At 58.7% G+C, this 23,251-nt stretch carries 23 protein-coding genes and 1 tRNA gene; 12 read left to right on the forward strand and 12 right to left on the reverse strand.

The window, feature by feature from the left end; all coding sequences use genetic code 11:
- The 5 genes from FJ398_12120 to FJ398_12140 form a co-directional block, all read left to right on the forward strand.
- On the forward strand, positions 1-1,654 hold a 1,654-nt coding region (locus tag FJ398_12120; GenBank protein ID MBM3838685.1), incomplete at its 5' end, for a DUF1080 domain-containing protein.
- On the forward strand, positions 1,651-1,905 hold the full coding sequence (locus FJ398_12125; protein ID MBM3838686.1) for a hypothetical protein: 255 nt from the start codon (positions 1,651-1,653) through the stop codon (positions 1,903-1,905). The genes FJ398_12120 and FJ398_12125, both read left to right, overlap by 4 nt.
- Positions 1,887-3,008, forward strand: coding sequence for a Gfo/Idh/MocA family oxidoreductase (locus tag FJ398_12130; protein ID MBM3838687.1), 1,122 nt, complete (start codon positions 1,887-1,889; stop codon positions 3,006-3,008). The genes FJ398_12125 and FJ398_12130 overlap by 19 nt, the downstream gene beginning before the upstream one ends.
- A gap of 68 nt (positions 3,009-3,076) precedes the next feature.
- The gene (locus tag FJ398_12135; GenBank protein ID MBM3838688.1) at positions 3,077-4,147 is read left to right on the forward strand and encodes a DMT family transporter; all 1,071 of its coding nucleotides are present in this window, start codon (positions 3,077-3,079) and stop codon (positions 4,145-4,147) included.
- Positions 4,148-4,402: 255 nt separating this feature from the next.
- Positions 4,403-5,356 (forward strand): hypothetical protein, encoded by a 954-nt coding sequence (locus tag FJ398_12140; GenBank protein ID MBM3838689.1) that lies wholly within the window; start codon positions 4,403-4,405, stop codon positions 5,354-5,356.
- On the opposite strand, the gene FJ398_12145 is transcribed toward FJ398_12140, so the two are convergent.
- The 4 genes from FJ398_12145 to FJ398_12160 all read right to left on the reverse strand — a co-directional run bounded on the left by FJ398_12145 (position 5,346) and on the right by FJ398_12160 (position 10,188).
- Complete coding sequence (locus tag FJ398_12145) at positions 5,346-5,786, reverse strand: hypothetical protein (GenBank protein MBM3838690.1); 441 nt, start codon at positions 5,784-5,786, stop codon at positions 5,346-5,348. The genes FJ398_12140 and FJ398_12145 overlap by 11 nt on opposite strands.
- Positions 5,787-6,178: 392 nt before the next feature.
- A complete protein-coding gene (locus FJ398_12150) occupies positions 6,179-6,712 on the reverse strand; it encodes a hypothetical protein (GenBank protein ID MBM3838691.1) in 534 nt (177 codons plus the stop codon).
- A gap of 147 nt (positions 6,713-6,859) precedes the next feature.
- Positions 6,860-8,437, reverse strand: coding sequence for a Gfo/Idh/MocA family oxidoreductase (locus tag FJ398_12155; GenBank protein ID MBM3838692.1), 1,578 nt, complete (start codon positions 8,435-8,437; stop codon positions 6,860-6,862).
- Positions 8,434-10,188, reverse strand: a complete 1,755-nt coding sequence (locus tag FJ398_12160; GenBank protein ID MBM3838693.1) for a TIM barrel protein — start codon at positions 10,186-10,188, stop codon at positions 8,434-8,436. Before FJ398_12160 ends, FJ398_12155 begins: the two co-directional genes overlap by 4 nt.
- 136 nt (positions 10,189-10,324) lie before the next feature.
- Here FJ398_12160 and FJ398_12165 point away from each other — a divergent pair, with 136 nt between their 5' ends.
- From FJ398_12165 to FJ398_12185, 5 genes are all read left to right on the forward strand, one after another.
- Entirely contained in the window at positions 10,325-11,008 is a 684-nt protein-coding gene (locus FJ398_12165) for a discoidin domain-containing protein (GenBank protein MBM3838694.1), read from the forward strand.
- A 130-nt stretch (positions 11,009-11,138) separates the two neighbouring features.
- Positions 11,139-12,977, forward strand: a complete 1,839-nt coding sequence (locus tag FJ398_12170) for a TIGR03663 family protein (protein MBM3838695.1) — start codon at positions 11,139-11,141, stop codon at positions 12,975-12,977.
- 356 nt (positions 12,978-13,333) lie between these two features.
- Positions 13,334-13,903 carry a GtrA family protein gene (locus tag FJ398_12175; protein ID MBM3838696.1) on the forward strand — a complete coding sequence of 190 codons (570 nt, stop codon included), beginning with the start codon at positions 13,334-13,336 and terminating at the stop codon, positions 13,901-13,903.
- A gap of 182 nt (positions 13,904-14,085) precedes the next feature.
- A complete protein-coding gene (locus FJ398_12180) occupies positions 14,086-14,307 on the forward strand; it encodes a hypothetical protein (GenBank protein ID MBM3838697.1) in 222 nt (73 codons plus the stop codon).
- Positions 14,308-14,475: 168 nt separating this feature from the next.
- Positions 14,476-15,297: a type II secretion system protein gene (locus FJ398_12185; GenBank protein MBM3838698.1), complete on the forward strand. Its 822-nt coding sequence runs from the start codon at positions 14,476-14,478 to the stop codon at positions 15,295-15,297.
- 7 nt (positions 15,298-15,304) lie between these two features.
- Here FJ398_12185 and FJ398_12190 read toward each other — a convergent pair whose 3' ends face one another.
- The 3 genes from FJ398_12190 to FJ398_12200 form a co-directional block, all read right to left on the reverse strand.
- Entirely contained in the window at positions 15,305-16,246 is a 942-nt protein-coding gene (locus tag FJ398_12190; GenBank protein MBM3838699.1) for a pyruvate ferredoxin oxidoreductase, read from the reverse strand.
- A gap of 39 nt (positions 16,247-16,285) precedes the next feature.
- Entirely contained in the window at positions 16,286-18,109 is a 1,824-nt protein-coding gene (locus tag FJ398_12195) for a 2-oxoacid:acceptor oxidoreductase subunit alpha (protein ID MBM3838700.1), read from the reverse strand.
- Positions 18,110-18,362: 253 nt separating this feature from the next.
- Positions 18,363-19,169 (reverse strand): HAD family phosphatase, encoded by an 807-nt coding sequence (locus FJ398_12200; protein ID MBM3838701.1) that lies wholly within the window; start codon positions 19,167-19,169, stop codon positions 18,363-18,365.
- On the opposite strand from FJ398_12200, the gene FJ398_12205 reads away from it, so the two are divergent.
- Together FJ398_12205 and FJ398_12210 are read left to right on the forward strand one after the other, a co-directional pair.
- Positions 19,068-19,736, forward strand: coding sequence for a tetratricopeptide repeat protein (locus FJ398_12205; protein ID MBM3838702.1), 669 nt, complete (start codon positions 19,068-19,070; stop codon positions 19,734-19,736). The genes FJ398_12200 and FJ398_12205 overlap by 102 nt on opposite strands.
- A 27-nt stretch (positions 19,737-19,763) precedes the next feature.
- Entirely contained in the window at positions 19,764-20,051 is a 288-nt protein-coding gene (locus FJ398_12210; GenBank protein MBM3838703.1) for a hypothetical protein, read from the forward strand.
- 126 nt (positions 20,052-20,177) lie between these two features.
- Here the strand turns inward: FJ398_12210 and FJ398_12215 are convergent, their stop codons facing one another.
- The 5 genes from FJ398_12215 to FJ398_12235 all read right to left on the reverse strand — a co-directional run bounded on the left by FJ398_12215 (position 20,178) and on the right by FJ398_12235 (position 23,208).
- Positions 20,178-20,735 carry an NUDIX hydrolase gene (locus FJ398_12215; protein ID MBM3838704.1) on the reverse strand — a complete coding sequence of 186 codons (558 nt, stop codon included), beginning with the start codon at positions 20,733-20,735 and terminating at the stop codon, positions 20,178-20,180.
- Positions 20,736-20,766: 31 nt separating this feature from the next.
- The gene (locus FJ398_12220; GenBank protein ID MBM3838705.1) at positions 20,767-20,961 is read right to left on the reverse strand and encodes a hypothetical protein; all 195 of its coding nucleotides are present in this window, start codon (positions 20,959-20,961) and stop codon (positions 20,767-20,769) included.
- Positions 20,962-21,125: 164 nt separating this feature from the next.
- Positions 21,126-21,956 carry a hypothetical protein gene (locus FJ398_12225; protein ID MBM3838706.1) on the reverse strand — a complete coding sequence of 277 codons (831 nt, stop codon included), beginning with the start codon at positions 21,954-21,956 and terminating at the stop codon, positions 21,126-21,128.
- Between the two features lie 248 nt (positions 21,957-22,204).
- Positions 22,205-22,279: transfer RNA gene (locus FJ398_12230), tRNA-Val, on the reverse strand.
- A gap of 443 nt (positions 22,280-22,722) precedes the next feature.
- Positions 22,723-23,208: a hypothetical protein gene (locus FJ398_12235; protein MBM3838707.1), complete on the reverse strand. Its 486-nt coding sequence runs from the start codon at positions 23,206-23,208 to the stop codon at positions 22,723-22,725.
- Between the last annotated feature and the right edge of the window lie 43 nt (positions 23,209-23,251).

A 23,251-nucleotide genomic window follows, 5' to 3' on the forward strand; every position in this document is an offset into this window, starting at 1 on the left:
GTCCCCAGCGAGCCGAGTCGGACGTGTTCCACGCATGTCGAGCGGCTCGCCGGGACGGACTCGCCCTACCAGCGACGGGTTCATGGGCTGCGAGCCTGGGTCTGAAACCAAGGGAACTTCCCATGAATCAGACGGTAGGGCGAGCCTGTCCCCAGCGAGCCGAGTCGGACGTGTTCCACGCATGTCGAGCGGCTCGCCGGGACGGACTCGTGCTACCCGATTTCGTATTGGAGGCATCCTGGTCAGATCCGTTTGCTTTCTCTGGCTCATCCTGGCTTTCGATTCATCTCACGCTGCCGATCCCCAGGCACGGTGGAAGCCGCTTTTCAACGGGAAGGACCTGTTCGGTTGGGACACCTTTCTCGCCCCGGCGCCGGGCAGCAAGACGCCGCTCGGATGGAACAACGATCCGCGGCGCGTGTTTACCGTGGTTGAGACGGATGGCGCCCCGGCCATTCGCGTTTCGGGCGAAATCTATGGCTCGATCACGACCCGCGAACCATTCACGAACTTTCATGCCCGCGTCGAATTCAAATGGGGCGAAAAACGCTGGCCGCCGCGCGCGAACGTCGGCCGCGACAGCGGCATTCTCTATTGCTGCGTCAACGAACCGAATCCCCACACCGGCTGGATGACTTCCGTGGAGTGCAACATCATGGAAAAAGGCATCGGCCAATGGTGGAGCGTCAACGGCGCGATCATCGACGTGGAAGGCCTGCACGTCGGCAAGGAGATGGAACCGTCCATTCCCTACAAGAAGGAAGGCGCCGGGGAAAAGATCATCGTGTACAGGCGTGGCGCGCCGCGGCTCGTGGCCGACCCAAGCTACGGGGTGACGCCGGCCATCGACGACGAGAAACCGTTCGGCCAATGGAACACGGCCGAAGTCATTTTTTGGGCGGGCCAATGCATTCACCTGCTGAATGGCCGGGTGAATCTGGTGGCGACGAATCCGCGCTACACGGAATCGGGCCGCGTGATCCCTCTCCTTTCGGGAAAACTCCAGCTCCAATCCGAGGCGGCCGAGTGTTATTATCGCAAAGTGGAGATCCGTTCCCTGGCGGAGATCCCGGCGGAGTTTCTCGAACTGATTCCCAACGCTCAAGACGGCGAAGCTGGATTCAAACCGCTTTTGGGACGGAACGCCACCGACGGCTGGGCGCAATGTGGCCCCGGCCATTTCACCGTGCAGAATGGCGTCGCCACCGGGCACGGCGGCATGGGGCTTTGGTGGCACACAAACCAGACTTACACGAATTTCGTTCTGCGCGGAGAATTCTTGCAGGAACAGCCGAGCGCGGACTCCGGAGTTTACGTGCGTTTTCCGAATCCAGGCCCTGATCCTTGGATTGCCGTCCGGCAAGGACACGAAATGGAGATTGGCGATCCCAATCCGGAAAAACCCACCTGGCGCACGGGATCGATCTACCCGTTTAAGGCCTCTGCGACCGCCAACGCCAAACCGATTGGCCAATGGAACGAATACGAAATTGTCTGCATCGGCCACGATTACTCGGTTCGCATGAATGGCCGATTGGTGACGACCTGGAGCGATCCAGCCCAACGCTCGCGCGCCGGGTACATCGGCTTGCAGAACTACGACGACGGCAAAATCGTCCGGCACCGGAATCTGCGGATTAAGGAGCTGCCATGAACTCGGTAAGGACGCGTTCCACCGCGTCCCTGGAAACGTCTTTTCGATCTCTGAGTAAAGTCAGGGACGGAGTGGAATCCGTCCCTACCCGGTTCATGGGGAGCTTCCACGACCTGCGAGCCGTGTGCATGGCCCTTAAACCCGTCGCCGGTAGGACGGTGCTGCTGCGCCGCCGCAGCGACAGAAGACCGGCTGAGCGGCAGCGCAGCCCTGCCAGGCTCATGGCGCCCAGATTGAGCTTTGGCCTGTGAAGACTCCTCCTCTCCGCCTCGGCGTCATTGGCTGCGGCAACGTGCTCAGCGCTTACCGCGCCGCCATCGACAAGCTGCGGTTGCGTGGCGCAGTCGAGGTCGCGGTTGCCTGTGGCCGCGCGATGCAACGCGACTCCGCCTGTCTCGATCTCAAGACGAATCATTTCACGACCGAGGCGGCTGAAGTCATCACCTCGAGCGAAGTCGATCTGGTTTTGATCCTGACTTCGATGAACGAGCATGCGGCTTTGGCTCGCGCTGCGCTGGAGGCCGGCAAACATGTGCTGGTTGAAAAGCCGCTCGCGACCACGCTGCAGGACGCGGCTGAACTTGTGCATTTGGCCAGGCGCAGCCGAGGTTTTCTGGTCTGCGCCCCCTTCACGATTCTCAGTCCGACATTTCAAACCCTGTCGCGCCGCATTCAACGCGGCGACATCGGAAGGATTTGCTCGGCCCGCGCGCGCTACGGCTGGTCTGGCCCGTGGTGGAGCGAATGGTTTTATCGACGGGGTGGGGGTTGCCTGTTCGATCTCGGCGTCTATTGCCTCACCAGTTTGACCGGCTTGATCAGCCCGGCCAAACGCGTCATGGCCATGACCGGCGTGGCGATTCCTGAGCGCGAAATCAACGGCCGGAAGATTCGCGTCGAAGCGGAGGACAACGCGCAAGTGCTGCTCGATTTCGGTGACGGCGCGTTGGCCGTGGTCACGACGGGTTTCACGCTCCAACAGTATCGCACGCCCGCCCTTGAAGTTTACGGAAGCACCGGGACGATCCAAATGCTCGGCGACGATTGGGATCCGGATGGCTACGAGTTGTGGCAAAACTCGGCCGGCGCGTGGCAGGTGTTCAAGGAGACCGATCCGGATTGGCCCTGGACGGACGGGTTGCGGCACTTAGTCGAGTGCATCCAAAGTGGCACGCGCCCGCTTGTGACGCCGGAGCACGCCAGGCACGTCCTGGAAATCATGATCAAGGCGCAGGAATCCGGACGGGACGGCAAAGCGGTCGCTATTGAAAGCACCTTCACGCGACCAGCATTTGGCGAAAAGGAGAACGCGGAACCTGCGCATCTCATGCACGACCGGACAAGGGAACACTGACCAGAAATGACGAAGACCGAAATCCGAATGACGAAAGAAGCCCGAATGCCGAATTCCCAATCCACTCGATGCCTAAATTCGCTCGGCATTCGAGCTTCGTCATTCATTCGACATTCGACATTCGACACTCGACACGGTTGGACGCCCTGGCACAGAGCGAAAGGAGATCGCTGATGATGCCTCTTTGGTTCCTCTGGTCCCTGCTCGCGCTGGTTTCCTGGGGAATCTGGGCGCTGCTCTCCAAGCTTATTGGCGATGCGCTTTCCGCCGGGCTCAGCCAGGCGCTCTCGACGATTGGCATGCTGCCCGTGCTTGCAGCTCTGGCATTTGCCCGAAAGGCGGCCAACTTGCCAACCGATCGCGCCCGTCCCCCTCACCCCAGGGGAGAGGGTCAGGGTGAGGGGGACGGCGGTGTCAACCTTGCCACGACCCTAACGATGGCTGGAGTGCGCGTGCGTCGCGGGGTGGCGATTGCTGTGGTGGCCGGCATCTTGTCCTGTCTCGGCAACGTCGCGTATTACCACGCGCTGAATCTGGGCGGCAAAGCGGCGACCGTCATTCCGCTGACCGCGCTCTATCCGCTGGTCACGATTGGGCTGGCGCTGCTGTTATTGAGAGAACGATTGAATCGCGCGCAGCTCGCCGGGGTTCTCCTTTCCCTGGTTGCGATCTACCTGTTCAACGTCCAGAACGACGGCGGGTTCCTCTCTGGTTGGCTGGCGTTTGCGCTGTTGCCGATTGCGCTCTGGGGCGTGGCGGGGTTTCTGCAGAAACTCTCCACCAACCATCTCTCTGGCGAGGCGTCCACGTTTTGGTTTCTGTCGGCCTTTGTTCCCGTCGCGATCCTTATCCTGCTTGCGCAGCCGTGGCCGGAACGCATTGCGGCGCGAACGTGGCTTCTGGCCGGGGCGTTGGGTCTATTTTTCGGGTTGGGCAATTACGCGTTGCTGGCCGCCTTTGCGCGCCAGGGCAAAGCGTCCATCATCACGCCGCTCACGGCCTTGTATCCGGTGGTGAGCGTGCCCATCGCGGTGTTTTTCCTCGGCGAGAACGTCGGCGCGCGCGAATGGGCCGGGATCAGTTTGGCGCTGGTGTCGGTGGTGGCGCTGTCGTATGAGAAGCGCAATTCGGCTAAATAAGTTACTGTGCAGTCCGGGGGATAAGCTGCGGCGCTTGGTTATTGGACGCCGCGTTCCCCCTCACCCTGGCCCTCTCCCTCAGGGAGAGGGAATCCTGCGCCGGCGTATCGACCGATCCGCCCCGCTCAGCTTGTCGGAATGCGGCGTACGATTCTCCCTCTCCCCTGGGGAGAGGGCCGGGGTGAGGGGGAAGGAAGTGTCGCCTATCCTGCGTTCTCCTCTGTGCATAGTTAAATATTAACCGGTTTTACGCTTATGAACTCAATCGAAACCAGGCTCAAGACCGATGTGGTTTTGGGCGACGGCGGTTACCTCATCGAACTGGAGCGGCGCGGCTACGTGGACAGCGGCTCAGGACGCGAGAAAGTCGGCACGGGCAAGGGGAGCGGACAGTTTACCCCGGAAGTGGCGATCGAGCATCCGGACGCGCTGCGCCAGTTGCATCGCGAATTCCTCGCCGCCGGTTCGCAGGTGCTGCAAGCCCTGACGTTTTTTGCCACGCGCGAAAAACTCACCCGCGCCGGGTATGGCGCGCAGACCGAAGCGATCAACCAGGCTGCGGTGAAAATCGCCAAAGCCGTCGCGGGCAACCAGGCGCTCGTCGCCGGCAGCGTGTCGCGAACGCAGCTCTTCGAGCGCGAAGGCCCGTCGGCGGCTTCCCACGCCCGAGAATTGTTCGAGGAACAGATTCGTTTGCTCAAAGACGCCGGCGTCGATTTCCTCATTCTCGAAACGTTTTTTCGCCTGGACGAAATGGTGATCGCGCTCGACTGCGCGGCCCGAAGCGGCCTGCCCGTCGTGGCGACTCTGAGTTTTCGGCCGATGATTAGCCGGAGCAGCGACGGCCAGACACCCGCCGAGTGCGCCCGCGTCATGGCGGACCGCGGCGCCATCGCGGTCGGCGCGAACTGCGAGCAGGAACCCCGGCGCATGCTGCCCTTGCTGCGCGAGATGCGGTCGGCGGCGCAGGTGCCGTTGGCCGCACAACCGGCGGCGTTTCGCACGACGGACGCCTGCCATTGCTTTACGCGCCAGCCCGCGTTTCCCGACGACCTGGAAACGATTCAGGTATCGCGGCAGGAATTCTACGAGTTCGGGGAAATCGCGAAGAGGGAAGGCATCGGCTACCTCGGCGGCTGCTGCGGCTGCAACGCGGCTTACATCCGCGCTCTCGCGCGCGGGCTCGGGGATTCGGAAACTAAAAGTTGAACTTCGACAACACCCAGACCAGGAGGAAAAAGACCACGGCCCCGATCTCCATGAAGATCAGGCCCCAGCGCCGGGCGGTCTTGAGGTTCAGCCACATGTAGAATCCGCTCAAGGCGAGGATCACCATGATGATCGCGGTGAGATTGCTGAAGAATTTCCAAACGTTGGCCCATTTCCAGTTCTTATCCCCGTGGCCGGAGAAGATGTGCATGATATGCAGGATCGACCACGCATTCAGATTCGTGGTCTTCAAGGTGCCTTTGCCTGTGACCGCGTCCAGTTTGACGTTGGCGAACTGGCCGGGGCGTTGCACATCGAATGAGAAACTCTGCTTGGCCGGCTCGGAAACAATCCGGTTCAATTCTCCATCCACGCCGATCTGTTTCAGAATGGACCGGGCCTTCTGCAGGTCGGAGCCTTCGGTGGGGATCTGAACCGTGCTCTCCCGCGTCGTTTCAACCCGGCGGGAAAATCAATCCCAGATCTTCCAGCGGTGGTTCAGCACGAACCCGCTCAGGCCGAAGAAGACGATGAAGAGAAGGGAAAACATAGCGGATCAACCCGGTCCGGATCAATCATCGAAGCAGTTCTCGCTTGGCGTGCTTGGAGCGCGGCCTTCCAGGCTGCATTGGAGTTTGGACATTTTCCGCGCAGTCCAACAAGCCCGACGGGAACGAATGACGCTCTATCTCCCGGAGGGAGAATCGACAATAGCCCAGCCTTTCAAGGCTGGGATGGTGTCGCCAGGAATTCGAGTCCCGAAGGGACGGTTGAGTCTCCATGATGGAGACGCGCTTCGGCATCGAATTCATTGGTGCGCCTTTACGTGGCTGGAAATGAAAACGCGAACTCCATGCACAGAACCGGCGCGATGACAGGGTGGCTGAAAGGTTGGCCGTTCCTGCACCTCACCGTGATCGGGTATGGAGTCTGGCAATCCCGGAATCTGGTCGAGGCCTGGCTGCACAGTCCCTTCGATCGTTGGGGATGGCTGGCCTTTCTGATTTGGGCGTCGCCGGTGCTGATCGGCAGAGGTTCATCGAAAGCTTCCTTGGTCCGATCACCATGCTCTCGCCCCATGAACCCGGTAGGGCGAGTCCGTCCCGGCGAGCCGCTCGACGTGCCTGGAACACGTCCGACTCGGCTCGCTGGGGACAGGCTCGCCCTACCGTCAGGATCATGGGATGGAAGAAGTCCAAGTGCTGCTGCGCCGCTGCATTCGGCGGACCTCCTTTTGCTGGTCGGGCTGGCTTTGGCGTTTCTGGGCGATGTTGGATCGTTCAATGTCAGCCGCAATGCCGGCCTTGCTCTCATGCTGCTGGCTTTCGCGCCCGCGCCATGCCGCGGTTTCGCCATGGCGCTTTCGTCGTTGTCATGGATGCCTGCGCTGGGCTGGTTCCACCAGGGATATTCTCCTTCGTCGCGCCTGAGCCCAAATGCGACGCAACAAAGTGTATTCTATCCCACGGTCTGATCAGTAAAGTCCCTTCAGGCCGGCAGGATTCAAACGCGCCAAGGCTCGCGCAGGGCGCGGGAGCGGAGCCGGTTGGCCTGCTCATCATTTTGGAACTCCTCCGTTGCCGGGTTCCACTTCAAGGATCGCTCCAGCGTGTAACTGATCGTCGCCAGGTGGCCGAGAGCCGCGGAGCGATGGCCGATTTCTTCGTGTGAACTGGGGCGCGCCCGGCTTCGAAGGCACTCGAACCAATTCGCGTGATGATTGTTCGCTCCAATGTTCACTTCGCGAGTTCCAAGCTGCATTTCATGCAGGAGACTCACGGGACCCGCTTCGATCGGGCCGCCCGTGGACATCGAAGTGACCCAGCCGCGCTCGCCGACGAACACGCCGCCGAAATTGCCGGCGAGCCGTGCGGTCGCGGGCACGGCGTGATACAGGTCCTTGACCTGGCCCCAGTGATCGACGTGGTGCAACAGCGTCCCGTTGGCGTAACGAAACGTCAGGGTGGGAAACTCGCCGCCGCTCGGATGAAGGATTTCCACAGGCCCGCTGGTTTCGACGCCCAACGCATATTGGATGACGTCCGCCGCGTGGGATTGGTAGCCGGTCACTGCGCCTGCGCCGAACGCGTCGCAGAAAACCCAGGGCACCACACCTGGCGGCGGGTTTCGGTGATAAGCCGCATTGTAGGGCCGCCAGGTCGCGGGCCCCACCCACAGGTTCCAATCCAAACCGTCCGGCAATGGTTCCGCCGGCAGAACCGGATCCAGCGGCACGTAGGAAGGACCGAGCTTCGGCACCTGAGTCTTGCCCCAAAGCGTGAACACCTGCTTCACCCGGCCCAGTCCGCCAAGCCGGACAAACTCGCAAACTTCCCGGATGGTCGGAATCGAACGATACTGGGTCCCGGTTTGGAAGACGCATCCATTCCGCCGGACGGCCTCGACGAGCCTTCGGCTTTCCCGGATGTTGAGCGAAACAGGTTTCTCGCAATAAATATCTTTGCCAGCCGCGGCCGCGTCGCAGCTCATCAAAGAATGCCAGTGGTCCGGCGTCGCGATCACCACGGCGTCGATGTCGGGTCGGTCGAGCACCTCGCGGTAGTCGTTGCAGGCGGCGCAGCCGCGATAGGTGCCGCTGGCGCGTTCGGCGGCGTAGGTTTCGTCTGTGAGACGCTGGCCTTCCTCACACCGCCCACGATCGACGTCGCACACGGCAAGAACGTGCGTTTCCTTGCGTCCGAGCAAGACTCGCAAGTGACCGCGCCCCATCAACCCGCGGCCGATCAATCCGGCCGTGATGCGCTCGCTGGGCGGCACGGAACCGTCCGCTCCCAGCACTGAAGAAGGAACGATGGAAAGAGTGGCGCTGCCGCCTGCGAAGATCATGGCCTGACGAAGGAACTGGCGCCGTGTCAGCCGCTGTTCGGAGACGCTTGTGTTGCTTCGCGAGTCACTGCGCGTCTTTCCCCTCTCCTCCTCAAAAAAGGAGGAGAGGGCCGGGGAGAGGAGGGCGTTCGGTTGAGAATGCCCCTCTTTCCGGCTCTCTCCCCACTCGTTCCTCGCGGGGAGAGAGAGGAACACGGGAGCGTTTTTCTTGCGGAATCCAATTGCCTTGCTCATGGCATAACTCCTTTCTCCACTTCCAGGCTAACCTTGTTGAAGAACTCTACGCACTGAGTGATCTCCGGGAGCGATTCCAGGAAGTTGTGAGAATACTCCAGACCCCACATCGTCGGCTTGAGGCCGAGCCGGTGGACTTCTCTGATCAACTGCTCGGTCTTGCCCACGCCGCTCCCCCAGGGCACGTCGTGCCCGGCCACGCTTCGTTCATTCAGATCGTGCACCTGCACAGTGATAAGACGGTCCTTGAGCTTGTTCACAGCCTGGATTGGATCGATCCCGGAGCGCATCCAATACCCAAGGTCCGCGCAGGCGCCAAGGCGTTTGCTGCGGCCCTGGCAAGCTTTCATGACGCCCTCGGGATTCCAGTAAGCCGGCGAGGCCTTCTGATCGTGGTTGTGGAGCGCCACGTTGATGCCATAGGCGTCGCAGAACCGCTCGATGGTATCCAAGGCCTCCAGCTTCGGCTCTGACAGAAACGTTTCGATGCCAATCTTGCGCCCGAACTCGAAGACCTTCCGGCAGCCCGCTTCGTCAGCAGGGATGTCGTGGATGTAGTAGGTGAGCAGCCGCACGCCTGCCGCGTCGAGTTTCATCCGGACTTGCCGCAACTCATCATCGTTCAGTCCCGGCTCGAAGTTCTTCGGGATAGCGGGGCTGACTTTCTGGAAACTCAGCCCGCCCATGAACGGCAAGCCAAGCTGCGCTGTTTTTTCGATGGCCTCAAAAAGCGTGAATTTGTGGAAGGTGTATGCTTCGACACCCAATCTCCAGCCGAGTTTCTCTTGAGCGCGGATCGGCGGGGTGAGTTGGGCGCTCGGAATCGTTGGAGCAGCCAAGTCGCCCAGGACAAACTGTGCCGCCGCGAGATAAAACCGCAGCATCTTGGCATCCCAGAAGACATGAGGATTGTGCGCGATCGTGCAATAGAAGGTGCGGCCTCGACCGTAGTTCCGCACCCAGGCCAGAGCGAAGTCGTTGTCCGCGCGCTCCAACTTGCCGTAGCCGGGCCCTTGCTTGAAATCGGTCTTTTCCGTGTCGATGCTCAGAAGCACGCGCAGTCGATTCCGCGAATAGGGATCGTGCACGCGGAAGAATTCGTCGCGGTAATCGAAGCCCTGTGCGCCGAACACCGCGTTGACAGGGTGCTGCGGCTCGTCCAATTTGATGAAGACACGCTCGTCGCTGGCCCGGTGATTCGCTCCCCGCGCGCCGATCATCAATCCGAACTCCGGCCAGTCCTCGACTCCGCCGGGCCATTTCGTGAACCCGACGGTCGTTCCATGCACACCCATCAACCCGCCGCCGGCATAGACGAACTCGACCAGGTTCTGCCGCAGTTCCGCATTCGTGAAGCAGTTGCCCACGGTGTTGTTGAAGAAGACGGCGTCGAACTGGCGCAGGCTGTCCCGTTGGAAAACATTCGGATCGCGACTGACCGTTGTCTCGAACGCCCCGGTCTTCTGCCCCATGAGCGTGAACGCGAGGTTCGCCGGGGCGATGGATCGATGACCGGGGTAACCGACGTTGAGGTCGAAGATGAGGAGCTTGCGCGGTCGCGGCGGCACCACGGGCGCCTGCGTCGGAAGCGCGGCCTCGATCTTCTGCCGATCCGCCTCCGGGACAACTTGCGCCATGGTTGGAAGCCGATCCTGGCACGCCATCGCGACCAGCGCGACGGTCCACGAAGCCGGTCTGAAAATCTGTCTCATGTGGTTTGAATTAGACTGTGAGCGCGGAATTGAATTCATTTCCTCGAGAATGTATCTAACCTAAGGTTCGGTCAGGTTTGAGACAAATCAAACCAAACTTATTTGAAATCGGAATCATTCGGATTTTAGAATCCAAGTAAAGAAAGGTACTGACATGCAGTTGGCTCATTCGACTATGCAAAATCTTCTCACCGCCTCGGTGTTGTCCGCGGCGCTCGTGTTGACCACTACTTCAGCGCAAGCGGCGGATGCCGATCTCGCCCCATTGCCGCTGAAACTGCCGTTGCCGACCCTGAAAGGCACGCCCGATGATCTGCCCAAGGGGCCGAATATCGAGCCGCCGACGGAGAAGCCTCGCCCGCCGTTCCTGGCTCCCAAGGGCACGAGGAACCTGGCGTTGAACAAGAAAGTCACCGCCAGCGTGAAGAGCCCATTCAACGGAGATCTATCACAGATCACCGACGGCACCAAGGAGGCTTTCGACGACCAGGCGGTTGAACTGCGCAGCGGTGTGCAGTGGGTCCAGCTTGATCTGGGCGAAGTGTGCGACATCCACGCGCTGGTCGTCTGGCACGACCATCGCTGGCTTCAGGTCTTTCGCAGCGTCGTGGTGCTAACGGCCGACGACCCGGATTTCGTCGAGAACGTGAAGATCTTATTCAACAACGACGCCGAGAATGCGGCGGGCCTCGGCATCGGCACGGACAAACAGTACTTCGAAACCCAGCAAGGCAGATTGATCTCGGCGCCGAGCGGACTGAAGACGCGCTACCTTCGTTTTTACACCAAGGGCAGCAACTTGAGCGGACTTAATTGCTACCAGGAGATTGAGGTGTACGGCCTGCCGGCGGCCAAATGAGCCGCAGCAATTCTCGTTTTGGCGACAAATGGTGCGCGGACCGTATGTAGTCCCGGCTTCAGCCGGTTTCGTGCGTCGGGCCGGCTAAAGCCGGGACTACATGCATACAAGCCAAAGCGAGAAGTGCTAAATGAGGCGTGGACTCATCCTCGGGTTGATTTTAGCGGCAGCCGGAGCGCTGGCGTTGCGCGGGCCGCGACTCGACCTGCGCCCCATGCACAACGACGAGGCGGTCAACGGTTTCAAAATCCAGGAACTGTTGGAAGAGGGCCGTTACCGCTACGATCCCGATGAATACCACGGCCCAACGCTTCATTACGCGACTCTCCCGTTCCTCTGGCTGAGCGGCGCCCGTGACCTTGAGAGTGTGACCGAGAAGACGCTCCGCGCTGTCCCGGTCGCGTTCGGAGTCGCTCTGGTGATGCTGACAGTCCTTGTTGCGGACGGGCTGGGTCGCCCGGCCACGCTGTGGGCCAGCGCGCTGATGGCGATTTCGCCTGCCCTGGTGTTTTACAGCCGGTACTTTATCCACGAGATGTTGCTGGTCTGCTTCACCCAGGTCTTCCTGGGAGCGGCATGGCGTTACGGACGGCGACCCAATTGGGGTTGGGCGGGAATGGCCGGGGCTGGACTGGGACTCATGTACGCCACGAAGGAAACTTTCGTTCTCGAAGTGATTGCGCTGGGGATGGCGCTGGCACTCAGTTTCTTTTGGGATCAGCGCTGGCGCTTCGCTTTGTTTGGTCGCATCGCAACGTTCTCCCCCCATGAACCTGGGAGCGCCGGCATCCTTGGCGGCGCAGTTCAACCTGCTGCGCTCGCCGGCAAGGATGCCAGCGCTCCCAGTTCGCCGGTTCAAGAGTTATGGAATTGGCGGCATCTGGCAGTCGGTCTTGGCGTTGCGTTGGCGATCTCTGGATTGCTGTTTACTTCGTTTCTCACCAACCTGCAGGGTCTGATCGACTCCATTCGCACTTACTTTCCCTGGGGGTACCGCGCCCAAGGACATTCCGCGCACGTTCATCCCTGGTATTTCTACCTCGAACGCCTCGCCTTTTTCCGAAGCGACCGCGGTCCGCTCTGGACGGAAGGACTCATCCTTGTGCTGGCGGCAGTTGGGGGCTTCGCCGGATTTCGACGGTCCAAAACTGGAAGTTTCCACTCTGGACTGGTTCGGTTTCTCAGTTTCTACACTGTAGCGCTCACGGTCATTTACAGCGCGATTCCTTACAAGACGCCGTGGTGCCTGCTCGGATTTCTGCATCCCATGATTTTGCTGGCCGGTGTGGGAGCGGCTTTTCTGCTTCAGGGCCTTCCCATAAGCAGGGTAGGGACGGATTCCACTCCGTCCCTGACTGACCCAGGCGATCGAGCGCGAAACGTCGGGGACGCGGTGGAACGCGTCCCTACCAGTCCAGGATCGCAATGCGCGTTCAGAGGTGCAACGCGCGAAGCTTTGTCTCGGAGAATTCTCACCTGCCGGACGGCCACATGGATCATTCTGCTGGCCGGGGCAGGGCATCTGACCTGGGAAGCCTGGCGCGCCAACTTCGGATTGGACCGCCAGGAACGCCTCTACGCCGCCGATCGCGGTAATCCTTACGTTTATGCCCAGACTGTGCCTGACATTCTCGAACTCGTGGAGAAGGTCACTGGGCTCGCCGCGACGTCACCCGATGGCCAGGCGATGAGAGTCCATGTCATCGCGCCGGATTCAGATTATTGGCCGTTGCCCTGGTATTTCCGAGGCTTGAGCAATGTGTGGTGGTTGAACCAGGCGCCTGCGAATTCCAGTGCCCCGGTGGTGATTGCGGGATCCGGGATGGACCTGAAGCTGGATGAACAATCGAACCGCGCCTGGACGAGCGTCGGCCTTTTTACACTACGGCCGCGTGTCTATTTGGATCTGTTCGTGGAGAGCGGCCTTTGGCGGAAATATGTGGAGGCGAGGAATGCCGCGAGGAATTGAGAGCGTGTCCGAAAAATGGGTAGCGCGGGCGACTCGCCCGCCCCGGTCGGCGCCCCGCCGACCGGAAGTGTGGGGCGCCGCGGGCGTGGAGGCCGGGTTTGGAGCGTCGCAGTCGTTCCGGTCGGCGAGTCGCCGGAACCTGGAAAGCCCACTTGGCCTGATTAGCATCCTCACGCAAGGTAGGGCGAGTCCGTCCCGGCGAGCCGCTCGACGTGCCTGGCACACGTCCGGATCGGCTCGCTGGGGACAGGCTCGCCCTACCGTCAGGTGGATGGGAAGAGCGATTAGGCCCACCAGTCACATGAAACACACGGAAATGAAGCGCATTGCCCGATGCAGTTCTGCTCACTCAGAGGATGAAGATATCCGCTGCTTCAACACCTTCTCCTTTTGTGCCTTCAGTGTTGTTCGCGGGCCGAACTCTTGAACGCGTGATTCCCAACAAGAAAGTTCCGGCCTGGCTGTTGTGGCTTTTGAAGCTGCCGGGCGTCAATCGACTCGGCCTGGCGGAGCGGCCGCGCGAGCTGGTTCGGTTTTTCAAGTTCGCAACTGTAGGAACTATCGGCGCATCCGTGGATTTCACTGTGCTCAATGTCCTCGTGCTGGTCGCCGGATGGACGAAGTTTTGGGCGAACATCGTCTCGGTGACTTGCGCCATTTCCAGCAACTTCACCTGGAACCGCCTCTGGACTTTCCCGGAATCGACGGAGCGTCCCATCCCGACGCAGTTCGGAAAATTCGCGATGATCAACGTCGTGGGACTCGCTATCAACCAGATCGTCTTCCTGAGCGCCGACGCGTTGCTCTACTCGAAGATTGCCCCGCACCCGTTGAACTACAACCTGGCCAAAGCCACCGCCATCGCTTTGGTGCTCTTCTGGAACTATTTCGCGAACCGGGCCTGGACGTATCGAGGGATCCGCTGAATTCCATTCCCAAGAAGATTGACCACGGATGAAGGTCTTCTCCCTTGACGGCTCCAGATCAAATACCTAGCGTCGATTCTAGCGCAAGCAAAACCTCTGAACCGATGCCGTCGTAGCCGAAACTGAAAATCGGGATCGTTAGAGTGCTTGCCTGATAAAGCGAAGATTTCTCGTTTATTAACATGAAGAATAGGCCGAACACGGCACAGGAAGCAGAACCACCACAACTCGTCTGGCACAAATTGAATTCGTCCAGGGCGGAAGGCGGATTCTTCAAATTGGGCGATGTCTATCGAACAAAAGTTCCTGGGGGCTGGCTTGTATTGGTGACCAACAACGCCAGAGGCCTGATGTTTTACCCGGACCCTAAGCACAATTGGGATGGGGGGAGTCTGACCGCCTAACAGGCAATCGAGGTTTGGAAGCGATAGCCCAGTATGTGCGCCGCTAACAGGTTCTATGTGCTCTGTGTTGGCGTTCGTTATTGCGATATTGCTGTGGGCCATTGACGGATCGGAGGAAAGGAGTTAGATACCGTCCAGAACCCGCGAAAGCACTAACCGCTAACCTGAATGATTATGCACAGATCAAAAGCCTCCTCGCTTCCCGGCCCGAGTCGAACCCGCGTGTCCCTCGGATTTACCCTCATCGAGCTCCTGGTCGTGATTGCGATCATCGCGATCCTGGCCGGGATGCTGTTGCCCGCGCTGGCCAAGGCCAAATCGAAAGCTCAAGGCACCGCCTGCCTCAACAATCTGAAGCAACTCCAGCTCTGCTGGATCATGTACGCCGACGACAACAACGATAATTTGATCCTGAATTATCTGGGAAATCCCAATGCCTGGATTGATGGGCGCTTCACGGTTTCCTCTTCACCGGGCTGGACCAACATCACGATCATCACCAACGGCGCGCTGTTCAAATACAACTCGTCGCTCGACATCTACAAATGTCCCGCTGACGAACCGTGGCCGCCCACTGGGGCCAAAAAAGTCCGCCGCGTCCGAAGTTATTCGATGAGCGGGCACATGAACGGGGATCAGGATTGGGTTCAGCAGAACAGGGTCGTGGCCTTCAAGAAATACAGTGATATCAAAGCGCCTTCGCCGGCACGGGCTCTGGTGCTGATCGACGAGAATCCCTACACCATCGACGACGGCTATTTTGCCGTGCGCTGCTTTGACACCGTTCCTTATTGGCAAAACGCGCCGGCGGGCCGGCACAACGCCGGAGGCGTGCTTTCGTTTGCGGACGGACACGCCGAACTATGGAAATGGGTGGAGGCGAATACCCCGAGGATCAAAATTCTCGACGCTCCCGCCGCAAAACCTGTGGATCGAGATCTCCAGCGGCTGCAGAAAGCGGTTGTGGACCGCGCCGAACTCGGAAAATAGTCCGGGGCTATTTCAACCGGTCGAAGGTCTGCTTCAGGATTTGCCAATCCTTCAGACCTTTCACCTTCTCCCGGGCGGCGTTGTTGATCTTCACTTCGTTGGCGTTCTTGGTCGCACAACTCGCCTTGTAGAAAATCCCGAAGTAACCCGGAAAGGCCGCGTCCGCCAGCTTGTACGCCGCGATTTCGTCAGTAGCGTCGTGATCCGCGGGAACGGGGTTGAACACGCCGCCTTTGCGCGGATTGGAGGCGTCGAAAGCGCCTTCATAGAATTCCACGCATTCACTGAGACACTCCACGAAACTGAAGCCGTCGTGGTCCATCGCCGCCTCCATCATTTGCAGGACGTGGTTCGGATTCGTGTGGGTGGTGCGCGCGACGAACGTGGCACCGGCGGAAATCGCCTGCTTCATCGGATTGATGGGACGGTCCACCGCGCCCCAAACGTCGGTCTTGCTTTTGAAACCTTGAGGGGACGTAGGCGAGGTTTGTTTTTTCGTCAGCCCGTACACCCAGTTGTCCATGACCACGTAAGTCATGCGGATATTCTTCCGCGCCGTGTGGTTGAAATGGTTGCCGCCGATGGAAAAGGCGTCTCCGTCGCCGCCGAAGACAAACACGTGCAGATCGGGCCGGCTCAGCGAAACGCCGCTGGCGAAAGGCAGCGCGCGGCCATGGATATAATGAACGCCGTGCGCCTGGACGAAGTAAGGAAACCGGCTGGAACAACCGATGCCGGCGATGGTGGTAATCTTCTCGTGCCAGAGTTTGCGCTTCTCGATCAACTTGAAGTAAAGCGCCAGCACCGAGAAATCGCCGCAGCCCGGGCACCAGGTGGGATGGTCGGCCGCCAGTTCCTTCTTCGAAAGCGGCTTGCGGTCTGTGGCAGGAAGAACGACCGAAGTCAGGTCGCCGGATCGCACCGGCGCATCGGTAAGGGACGAACTCATAAAACGGAAGGAGAATTGAGAATCAGGTTGAAGGTTGACTTAAATCTTGCGCAGGCCGGATTCGAGATGGTTCCGGACTGCTCCCAGAATTTCTTTGACCTTGAACGTCAAGCCATCGGTCTTGGTGATGCTGCGGATTTTCGGATCGCAATACTTTGCGCGGAGCAGACCCGCCAGTTGGCCGTGGCCGTAGATGCCCTCGTCGTTTAGCTCCACCACAAAGACGTGGTTGAAACCGGCAAAGATGTTTTCGAGGCCTGGAGGAAGCGGATTGATGTAGCGAATGTGGATGGACGAAACGCTGTCTCCGGCGGCCCGGGCGCGATCGACCGCTTCCTTTATCGGACCTTGCGTCGAACCCCAGCCGACCAGCAAAACTTTGCCTTCCGCGGGGCCGTGGATGCGAGGCGCGGGCAATCGGGATCCCAGGGTTTGGAGTTTGTTCCGGCGCTTGGCCGTCATTTGCATGTGGAGCTTCGGAGAGGCGGTCGGATGGCCCGCTTCGTCGTGTTCCAATCCGGTGATGATCGGATATTTGCCGCTCTGAATAAAGGTGCCCGGGGGAACGTGATGGGTGATGCCGTTGGGCGCCGACAGGTCATAGGGTTTGCCGTCCGGAACCGGGGAAAAATCAGGAGAAATATCCTGGCAAACCTTTTCGAGGTTCGGTTCCTCGAACGCCTCAATGCGGGTGGCGATGGCTTGATCGCTCAAGATAAGGACCGGCACGCTGTATTCACGGGCGATATTCACGGCCTCAATCGCGGTGTAGAAACAATCTTCGACGTTCGCCGGAGCCAGAACCACTCGCGGGCTGTCCCCGTGCCCGCCAAAAACGGCGATGTTCAGATCGGATTGTTCCACGTTGGTGGGCATTCCCGTCGAAGGGCCGCCGCGCTGAATATCGCAAATCACCAGAGGAACCTCAGCCATGACTGCCCAACCCAACGCCTCCGTTTTCAGGGAAATCCCCGGGCCACTCGAACCGGTTACGGCGACTCTCCCGCCATAGCTTGCCCCCAGAGCCATGGAAATTGAGGCGATCTCGTCCTCGCACTGAACGAAAGTTCCGCCGTATTTCGGCAGTTCCCGCCGGAGCAATTCCATGATGTCCGACCAGGGAGTGATGGGGTAGCCTGCGCCGAAGCGGACGCCGGCTGCAATCAACCCGTAAGCCAATGCCTCGTTCCCGGACATGACAACCTGAGGACGATCCTTTTTCTGGCTCTCAGCGAAGCGAAATGTTTCGAGCGTGTTCTCCAGCGAATATCCATAGCCCGCGTGAAAGGCCGTGAGCGCGTTGTTCAGAACGCTCGGATCCTTCCCGGTGAAACGCTCCGAGATGAGCTGAGTCAACTTTTGAACGTTCAAGTCGAACATCTTCGCGACCAGGCCAAGCGCGAAAATGTTCTTCCCTTTGTCCTTTGCCGTTCCGCCGATGGCTTCGACCGTTCGGCTGGAAACGGGCACCCCGACGTGCCGATAATCCTTCTGCCACTCGGCGTTGGGTTCGACGTGATCGGCATCGTAAAGAACGATTCCGCCTTTTCTGAGGGAACTGAGGTGGCTTTCGTAAGAGTGTTGATAGAATGCCAGCAGAACATCGGCTTCATCTCCGGCGCTGAGGACTTCGCCGGAACCAATCCGAACCTGAAAAATCGATGGCCCCCCGGAGATCGTGGAAGGAATCGTCATGAACGTCATGACCTCCTGCTCGCTCCGCCCCGCCAACCTGGCGAGGAACCCTCCGATTGCTTGAATCCCGTCTTGAGAATTTCCCGCGATGCGAATGACCGCCTCCGGAATTCTCGATAACCCCGGACTGTGCCCTGTCGTGGGCGCAGCTATCGTTGCTTCACTCATTGAAAAGAATCCATTCCGTTGAGTGCCTCGCCACGCGTCCCGTCGAGGCACGGTTGAAAGTTACTTGTTAGTCGATGCGTATGGCATGCTGCCGAAGTCACACTAACACCCGCAGTCTCTCTGTCAAACGATAATCATGTGCCATATCTCTCTGTGGCAAAATAGCTTGCGCAGCTTTCAGTCGGCCTGTGCAGAGCTTCTCGCCACGGCCCATAAGGCTTCATTCTGGAGGCTAATTGGCGCTTCTTGGCCTCTAATCACCGAAGCAGTTCGCTTCGATTCGTTCCAACCCGCACGCCAAGCCAAAGCCATGCGGTTCGTCGCTGACATAGCCGTTTTGTTGACGAACCAGGGTCTTCACTTCTTCAACCGCATTGCTTGGCGCGATCAGCCACTTCGCCCGCGTTGTCGAAAGCATGGGGAGATCGTTCAAATGATCCCCCGCTGCGACTGTCCCGTCCGGAGTGACACCGAGACGGCGGGCAATCTCGGTCAGCGCAGAGCCCTTGTTGTAATCTGCATGGCAGAGCCGCGCGTAAATGTGATTTCGGACAACGGTCAGTCCAGGAATGCCACCACAATAACCCTCCAGGTACTCGTGAATCGCGTCCGCGTCCTGGCTCGATTGCGCAATCAAACACAAGGGTGAATAAGGGTCCTCATAAACCTTGGCCTTGAATCGGCAGTTGATCCAGTCGGCCAGTCGGGGCACATCAGGTCGAACCTGGGCGAAAACTCGTTCATGCGCCTGCCCGCAGCGTGCATTCCATTCGGTCAACCCAACGTAAGCTGAATCGCGCCGCTCGTGAATCTCACGTTCGACCGTCACTACGAAGTCCGGCTGGTTTTGAAGCCGCGCCCGATCCAGGCTGTCCAGAAGACTGGGCAGATCTCTTCCTGTATTGATCACCCAGATCACTCCTTTGGACTGTAACCTTCCGATTATCTTCTGCGCGGGATGGGGAACGGGAGGGTTCGCGCTTTCTTCATGCAGCGTTCCGTCAAAATCTGTGGAAAGGAGCTTTATTGGGCAATGCATTCTGTGTCTCGATCTCTTCATTGGGCCAGGATTCTGGGGTTTCGACCGGCTACGGGGTCCCAGTCCACACTTGCGTGGCCGTTAGACTGGTGCCATATCCTTGGTTGTCAAAAGGAATCTATGTCGAGTTTGCAGGACCAATACGACGAAGCGATGTACGCCTTCAGCAAGGGCAGTTACGATGAATCGATTGCCAGGCTGAAATCGATCCTTGCTGAGGATCCTGAACAATTCGACGCCCAACTCTCACTGGGAATGGCCTACTATCGAAAAGGAGACTACGCCTCCGCAATTGTTGAAGGCCACAAGGCCGAGAAGCTCCGCCCCAAAGAGCAGCTCGTGCACACGAACCTGTCGCTGTTTTACATGAAAAGCGGCGACAAGAAGACCGCAGAACACCACGGGCTGCAGGCCCGAATCGCGTCCTGGAGAGAATCCAGCCCAACGTCCGCTTCAGCACCGTCCGACGCAGAACTGGCAATGGTTCAACCCAAACCTCCGCCTGTCAAGTTGCCGGGGAAATTTCCGGAAATGCCCTGGAAGAAGAAGCCTCCAGTGGGCGCCACGGGCACAAACACCGACGATTGATTGGCAAAAACTGAGACCTTCGATGCTATGAAATCAGCCTACGAAATCGCGATGGAACGTCTGAGCAAGTCGAGCCCACCGCCGGCCAGATTGACCGAGGATCAGAAGAAACAGTTGGCGGAACTGGTTTCCGTTTATGCTGCCAAGGTTGCAGAGAGGGAGATTTTCCTGAAAGGCGAGATCGCCAAAGCGGCAGCTAACGGCGATTACGAAGCCATCCAGCAACTCGAAAAACAACTCGCCAGCGACCGCAAGTCGTTGCAAGCCGAGCTCGAAGAAAAAAAGGAAAAGATCCGGGAAGGAACGAAAGGCTGAAAAGGAAGCCTGGGGGGGATGGCCCCAGCAAGGAGTGTTGGAGTGGCGGAGTATTGGAGTATCGGGAATGCAGCACTCCAATACTCCTTCTCGAACCGACAAACAACGCGCCGCAAGGCGGGGCATTCACCTGACCAGCGAACCCCTCCGCCAGAGTTCAAAAAACCGCAGAGCCACGACCACCATCGCGTGGCGGATTCTCCCGGAAGCGATCAAATTCTCGATCTCGCGAACCGGCACCAAGCGAGTGATCAAATCCTCGCCGTGATCCAGAGCCCTCTGGTGTTGCAGCCAGCAGTTCTGGATCAGGACCGTGTAACACGTGTTGCTCATGATGGCTGGATTCGGAAACACCTGGCCTAACATCAACGGCCCATCACCGGCATAACCGGTTTCCTCGCGGAGTTCACGCGCGGCAGCGGACATCGGAGAAACGTCTTCAGGGTCGATCACGCCTCCCGGGACTTCCAGTTCGACCGTTTTTGAGCCGTGCCGATATTGCTCCACCATCACCAGATGGTCGTCGGTCGTCAGGGCGATCACATTCACCCAGTTTGCGCAGTCGAGGATGAAAAAATCCTGGCAGAGTTCCGTTCGAGGAGAGCGCTTGGTCTCTTGCCTGATTTTGAAAATCCTGAAATCACCGGCAATGGATGCATGAAGGGATGGCCAGGGCTGAATCATTACGGGTCCAGGCTGAGTTCGGTTCTCCAATTCAAAGTCCTATTTCTTTCGCCGCCCAACCCTGTTTCATCAAGTGGATCAAGTGTGCCAGGGCTTGCTCGTAAGTCGTGCCTTTCTGCGCGCACAATTGCCTGGCTCGTTTTTCGAGTTGAGCCGCCATCTCAGAGGATTTCTCCACCGGACAGCCCATGGCGATGAGGAGGTTGGGAAGCTCGCTCGAATTCATGGAGAAGACTATCCAGAGTGGAGTTTACTCGGCGAGGCTTTTCGCGTTATTCGAATATTCCCTCAGATCACGAAAGTGGGGCGAGACTCCTGCGAGCCATCGACGCACGGCTTGGCGGGAGTCTCGCTCATCGTCAGACATTCTCTGCGTCACGCCGCCGTCGTCTAACCCAAAAGGCGAAGCGCGGACTGCGCAATCGCATTGGCCTGTGCGAGCATAGCCGTGCCTGATTTCCGCAGAATGTCATGCCGGAGATAACGCGTGCTTTCCTCGGCCACGTTAACGTCCCGGATTTCCAGGTCCGCCTGGTCTGGACTGATATCCATGGCGGACAACTGTTCGCCTGTGGAGTTCAGTCGTTGAATATCGACGCTGACTTTCGCTCGCAGATCCGCCACGGCCTCCAGCGCATGATGGATTGTGTCCACGGCCGCGGAGGCGTCTTTCGCGTTGTCAATCGTGGTCAGAGTCGCATCAGACGTGTTCTCCAGGCACTTGTTCAACTCCCGGGTGCCAAGCGAATCGGCACCTTCCGGTCGGACGCGCAGGCTGCTGACTTCCGGGCTGGATTCCGTAGGCTCGGATTGAAACAGGTTGATCGCCTTGAACATCTTGTTCTCGATATCCCGGATGCGATCCTGCAGTTGAGCGAACTCGACTTTATAGGAATGACGCTCCGCTTCGCTTTGCGTCTCATTTTGCGCCATGACTGAAAGCTCGTTCATGCGTTGCAGCGCTTCCTGCACCTTGCTGAGAAAACCCTCCTGCGTTTGATTGAAAGTGATGGCGTTGATGAGCCCGAAACTTGCCGGTCTGGTGAGGGGGTGAGGAGGGTGCGACCCGATCGGGACCACGTCGTCTTCGATTACGGCCAATTCCTGCTGTGAAGATCGCTTCCCGCGCGAATGCTTCCAGTTGGGCGAGTGGAACGACTGCGCGTTCTGGTCGCTCGAAGAGAGCGCACCGATTGACCAAGCATCCCGTTGTATAACCATAAGACAAATCCTTTTGTCTATCGCACGAGCGGCATCCTTGCCGCTGGATAAACTTGCAGCGAACCTGATTACGGTACCACCAAGTTCGCCCTTCCGGCTTATCAAACTCTATAGTCGGCGGTTCCATTCGAAACTTTAGCCGCCGGTCAACCTCCGGGTTCCAATTTGGTATGGGAATCGTGAAATGGATCAGATCCGAATCGGTTCTGGCCCCTGTCAGGCGGCGGCGAAGGTTCTGATGTAGAAGATGGTGCGCGATAGAGGGTTCGAACCTCTGACCCCTACCGTGTCAAGGTAGTGCTCTACCACTGAGCTAACCGCGCATCGTTGATTTCAAGCAACTTCCAAGTCCATACAGACCCATGTAACACCATGAAGACCTGACAAGTGTGACAAAAACTGTGACAGTCCAGCCGGCATTGGGGACCGGATCAACTGAAACATTCTTGTTATGACCGAAAAAATACGTGGACTTTACAAACGTGGCAACATCTTTTGGTTTGCGCACCAGAAAAACGGACGCCGACTCTTTTTACGCTGGAAACCAGCGATTACGTCGAAGCGGTCCAAAAGGCTGCCGCAATTATCAGTCGTCCCAAACTGAACCCGACCCAGGGGCTCAAAGCGGATATCGACACTTTTGTCCAATACCAACTCGCGCATCACAATTGGACAAAAGCCAGTGCGCAGAGCAAGCAGACAGTTTTAATCGTGAGGACTGACCCTTGGACCGGCCCCCTTTACCTTCGGGACTAACGTTCCGGGTTCAATGGAAGGTGTAAACCCACTTGGTAAAGACGCTCTTCGCGGCCTCTTGGCGTTCCTCGACACTGTTGAAAACCAGATACCACTGAATCTTGGGTCTGATCTTCCAGCCGTAGATCACGCTGATGTTATGCACGCTCGCATCGCGATGCTGCAGGGAGGCCTTCACCCACATGTCATCCTTGATGAAATAGTCGAACACGATCCGGTTCAGCCAGGCGATGTGGCTCCCTCCGTCGGGCAGGTCCTCGAACCGAAGGCCTAGTTCGTAGCGAATGGGGAGGCGTTCCCACGGTTTGTACGGTTTGCCGATGTTCAGCTCGTTGTAGTCCACCTCCTGAAACACGCCGCCGGCCCATCCAATATCGAATGAACGCCATTGGTCGGAGGTGTTGAAGGATAGCCGGCTCGTGGTCCGCCGATTGTGATAAGGAGCATGAAACTCGTCCGCATGGGACGCCGACACCCCGAGATCGTTGGGAAACACGACTCGAGAGCTCGCCCGGTAATCCCTCAACACCGTCTCCCAA

The organism is Verrucomicrobiota bacterium, assembly GCA_016871535.1.
In the GTDB taxonomy this organism is placed as follows: domain Bacteria; phylum Verrucomicrobiota; class Verrucomicrobiia; order Limisphaerales; family SIBE01; genus VHCZ01.

Coding starts and splice junctions, on each gene's coding strand:
- FJ398_12125 (MBM3838686.1), top strand. CDS start 1,651: ATGAACTCGGTAAGGACGCGTTCCACCGCGTCCCTGGAAACGTCTTTT.
- FJ398_12135 (MBM3838688.1), top strand. CDS start 3,077: ATGCCTAAATTCGCTCGGCATTCGAGCTTCGTCATTCATTCGACATTC.
- FJ398_12140 (MBM3838689.1), top strand. CDS start 4,403: ATGAACTCAATCGAAACCAGGCTCAAGACCGATGTGGTTTTGGGCGAC.
- FJ398_12150 (MBM3838691.1), bottom strand. CDS start 6,712: ATGGCGAAACCGCGGCATGGCGCGGGCGCGAAAGCCAGCAGCATGAGA.
- FJ398_12155 (MBM3838692.1), bottom strand. CDS start 8,437: ATGAGCAAGGCAATTGGATTCCGCAAGAAAAACGCTCCCGTGTTCCTC.
- FJ398_12160 (MBM3838693.1), bottom strand. CDS start 10,188: ATGAATTCAATTCCGCGCTCACAGTCTAATTCAAACCACATGAGACAG.
- FJ398_12165 (MBM3838694.1), top strand. CDS start 10,325: ATGCAAAATCTTCTCACCGCCTCGGTGTTGTCCGCGGCGCTCGTGTTG.
- FJ398_12170 (MBM3838695.1), top strand. CDS start 11,139: ATGAGGCGTGGACTCATCCTCGGGTTGATTTTAGCGGCAGCCGGAGCG.
- FJ398_12175 (MBM3838696.1), top strand. CDS start 13,334: ATGAAGATATCCGCTGCTTCAACACCTTCTCCTTTTGTGCCTTCAGTG.
- FJ398_12180 (MBM3838697.1), top strand. CDS start 14,086: ATGAAGAATAGGCCGAACACGGCACAGGAAGCAGAACCACCACAACTC.
- FJ398_12185 (MBM3838698.1), top strand. CDS start 14,476: ATGATTATGCACAGATCAAAAGCCTCCTCGCTTCCCGGCCCGAGTCGA.
- FJ398_12190 (MBM3838699.1), bottom strand. CDS start 16,246: ATGAGTTCGTCCCTTACCGATGCGCCGGTGCGATCCGGCGACCTGACT.
- FJ398_12195 (MBM3838700.1), bottom strand. CDS start 18,109: ATGAGTGAAGCAACGATAGCTGCGCCCACGACAGGGCACAGTCCGGGG.
- FJ398_12205 (MBM3838702.1), top strand. CDS start 19,068: ATGGGGAACGGGAGGGTTCGCGCTTTCTTCATGCAGCGTTCCGTCAAA.
- FJ398_12200 (MBM3838701.1), bottom strand. CDS start 19,169: ATGAAGAGATCGAGACACAGAATGCATTGCCCAATAAAGCTCCTTTCC.
- FJ398_12210 (MBM3838703.1), top strand. CDS start 19,764: ATGAAATCAGCCTACGAAATCGCGATGGAACGTCTGAGCAAGTCGAGC.
- FJ398_12215 (MBM3838704.1), bottom strand. CDS start 20,735: ATGATTCAGCCCTGGCCATCCCTTCATGCATCCATTGCCGGTGATTTC.
- FJ398_12220 (MBM3838705.1), bottom strand. CDS start 20,961: ATGAATTCGAGCGAGCTTCCCAACCTCCTCATCGCCATGGGCTGTCCG.
- FJ398_12225 (MBM3838706.1), bottom strand. CDS start 21,956: ATGGTTATACAACGGGATGCTTGGTCAATCGGTGCGCTCTCTTCGAGC.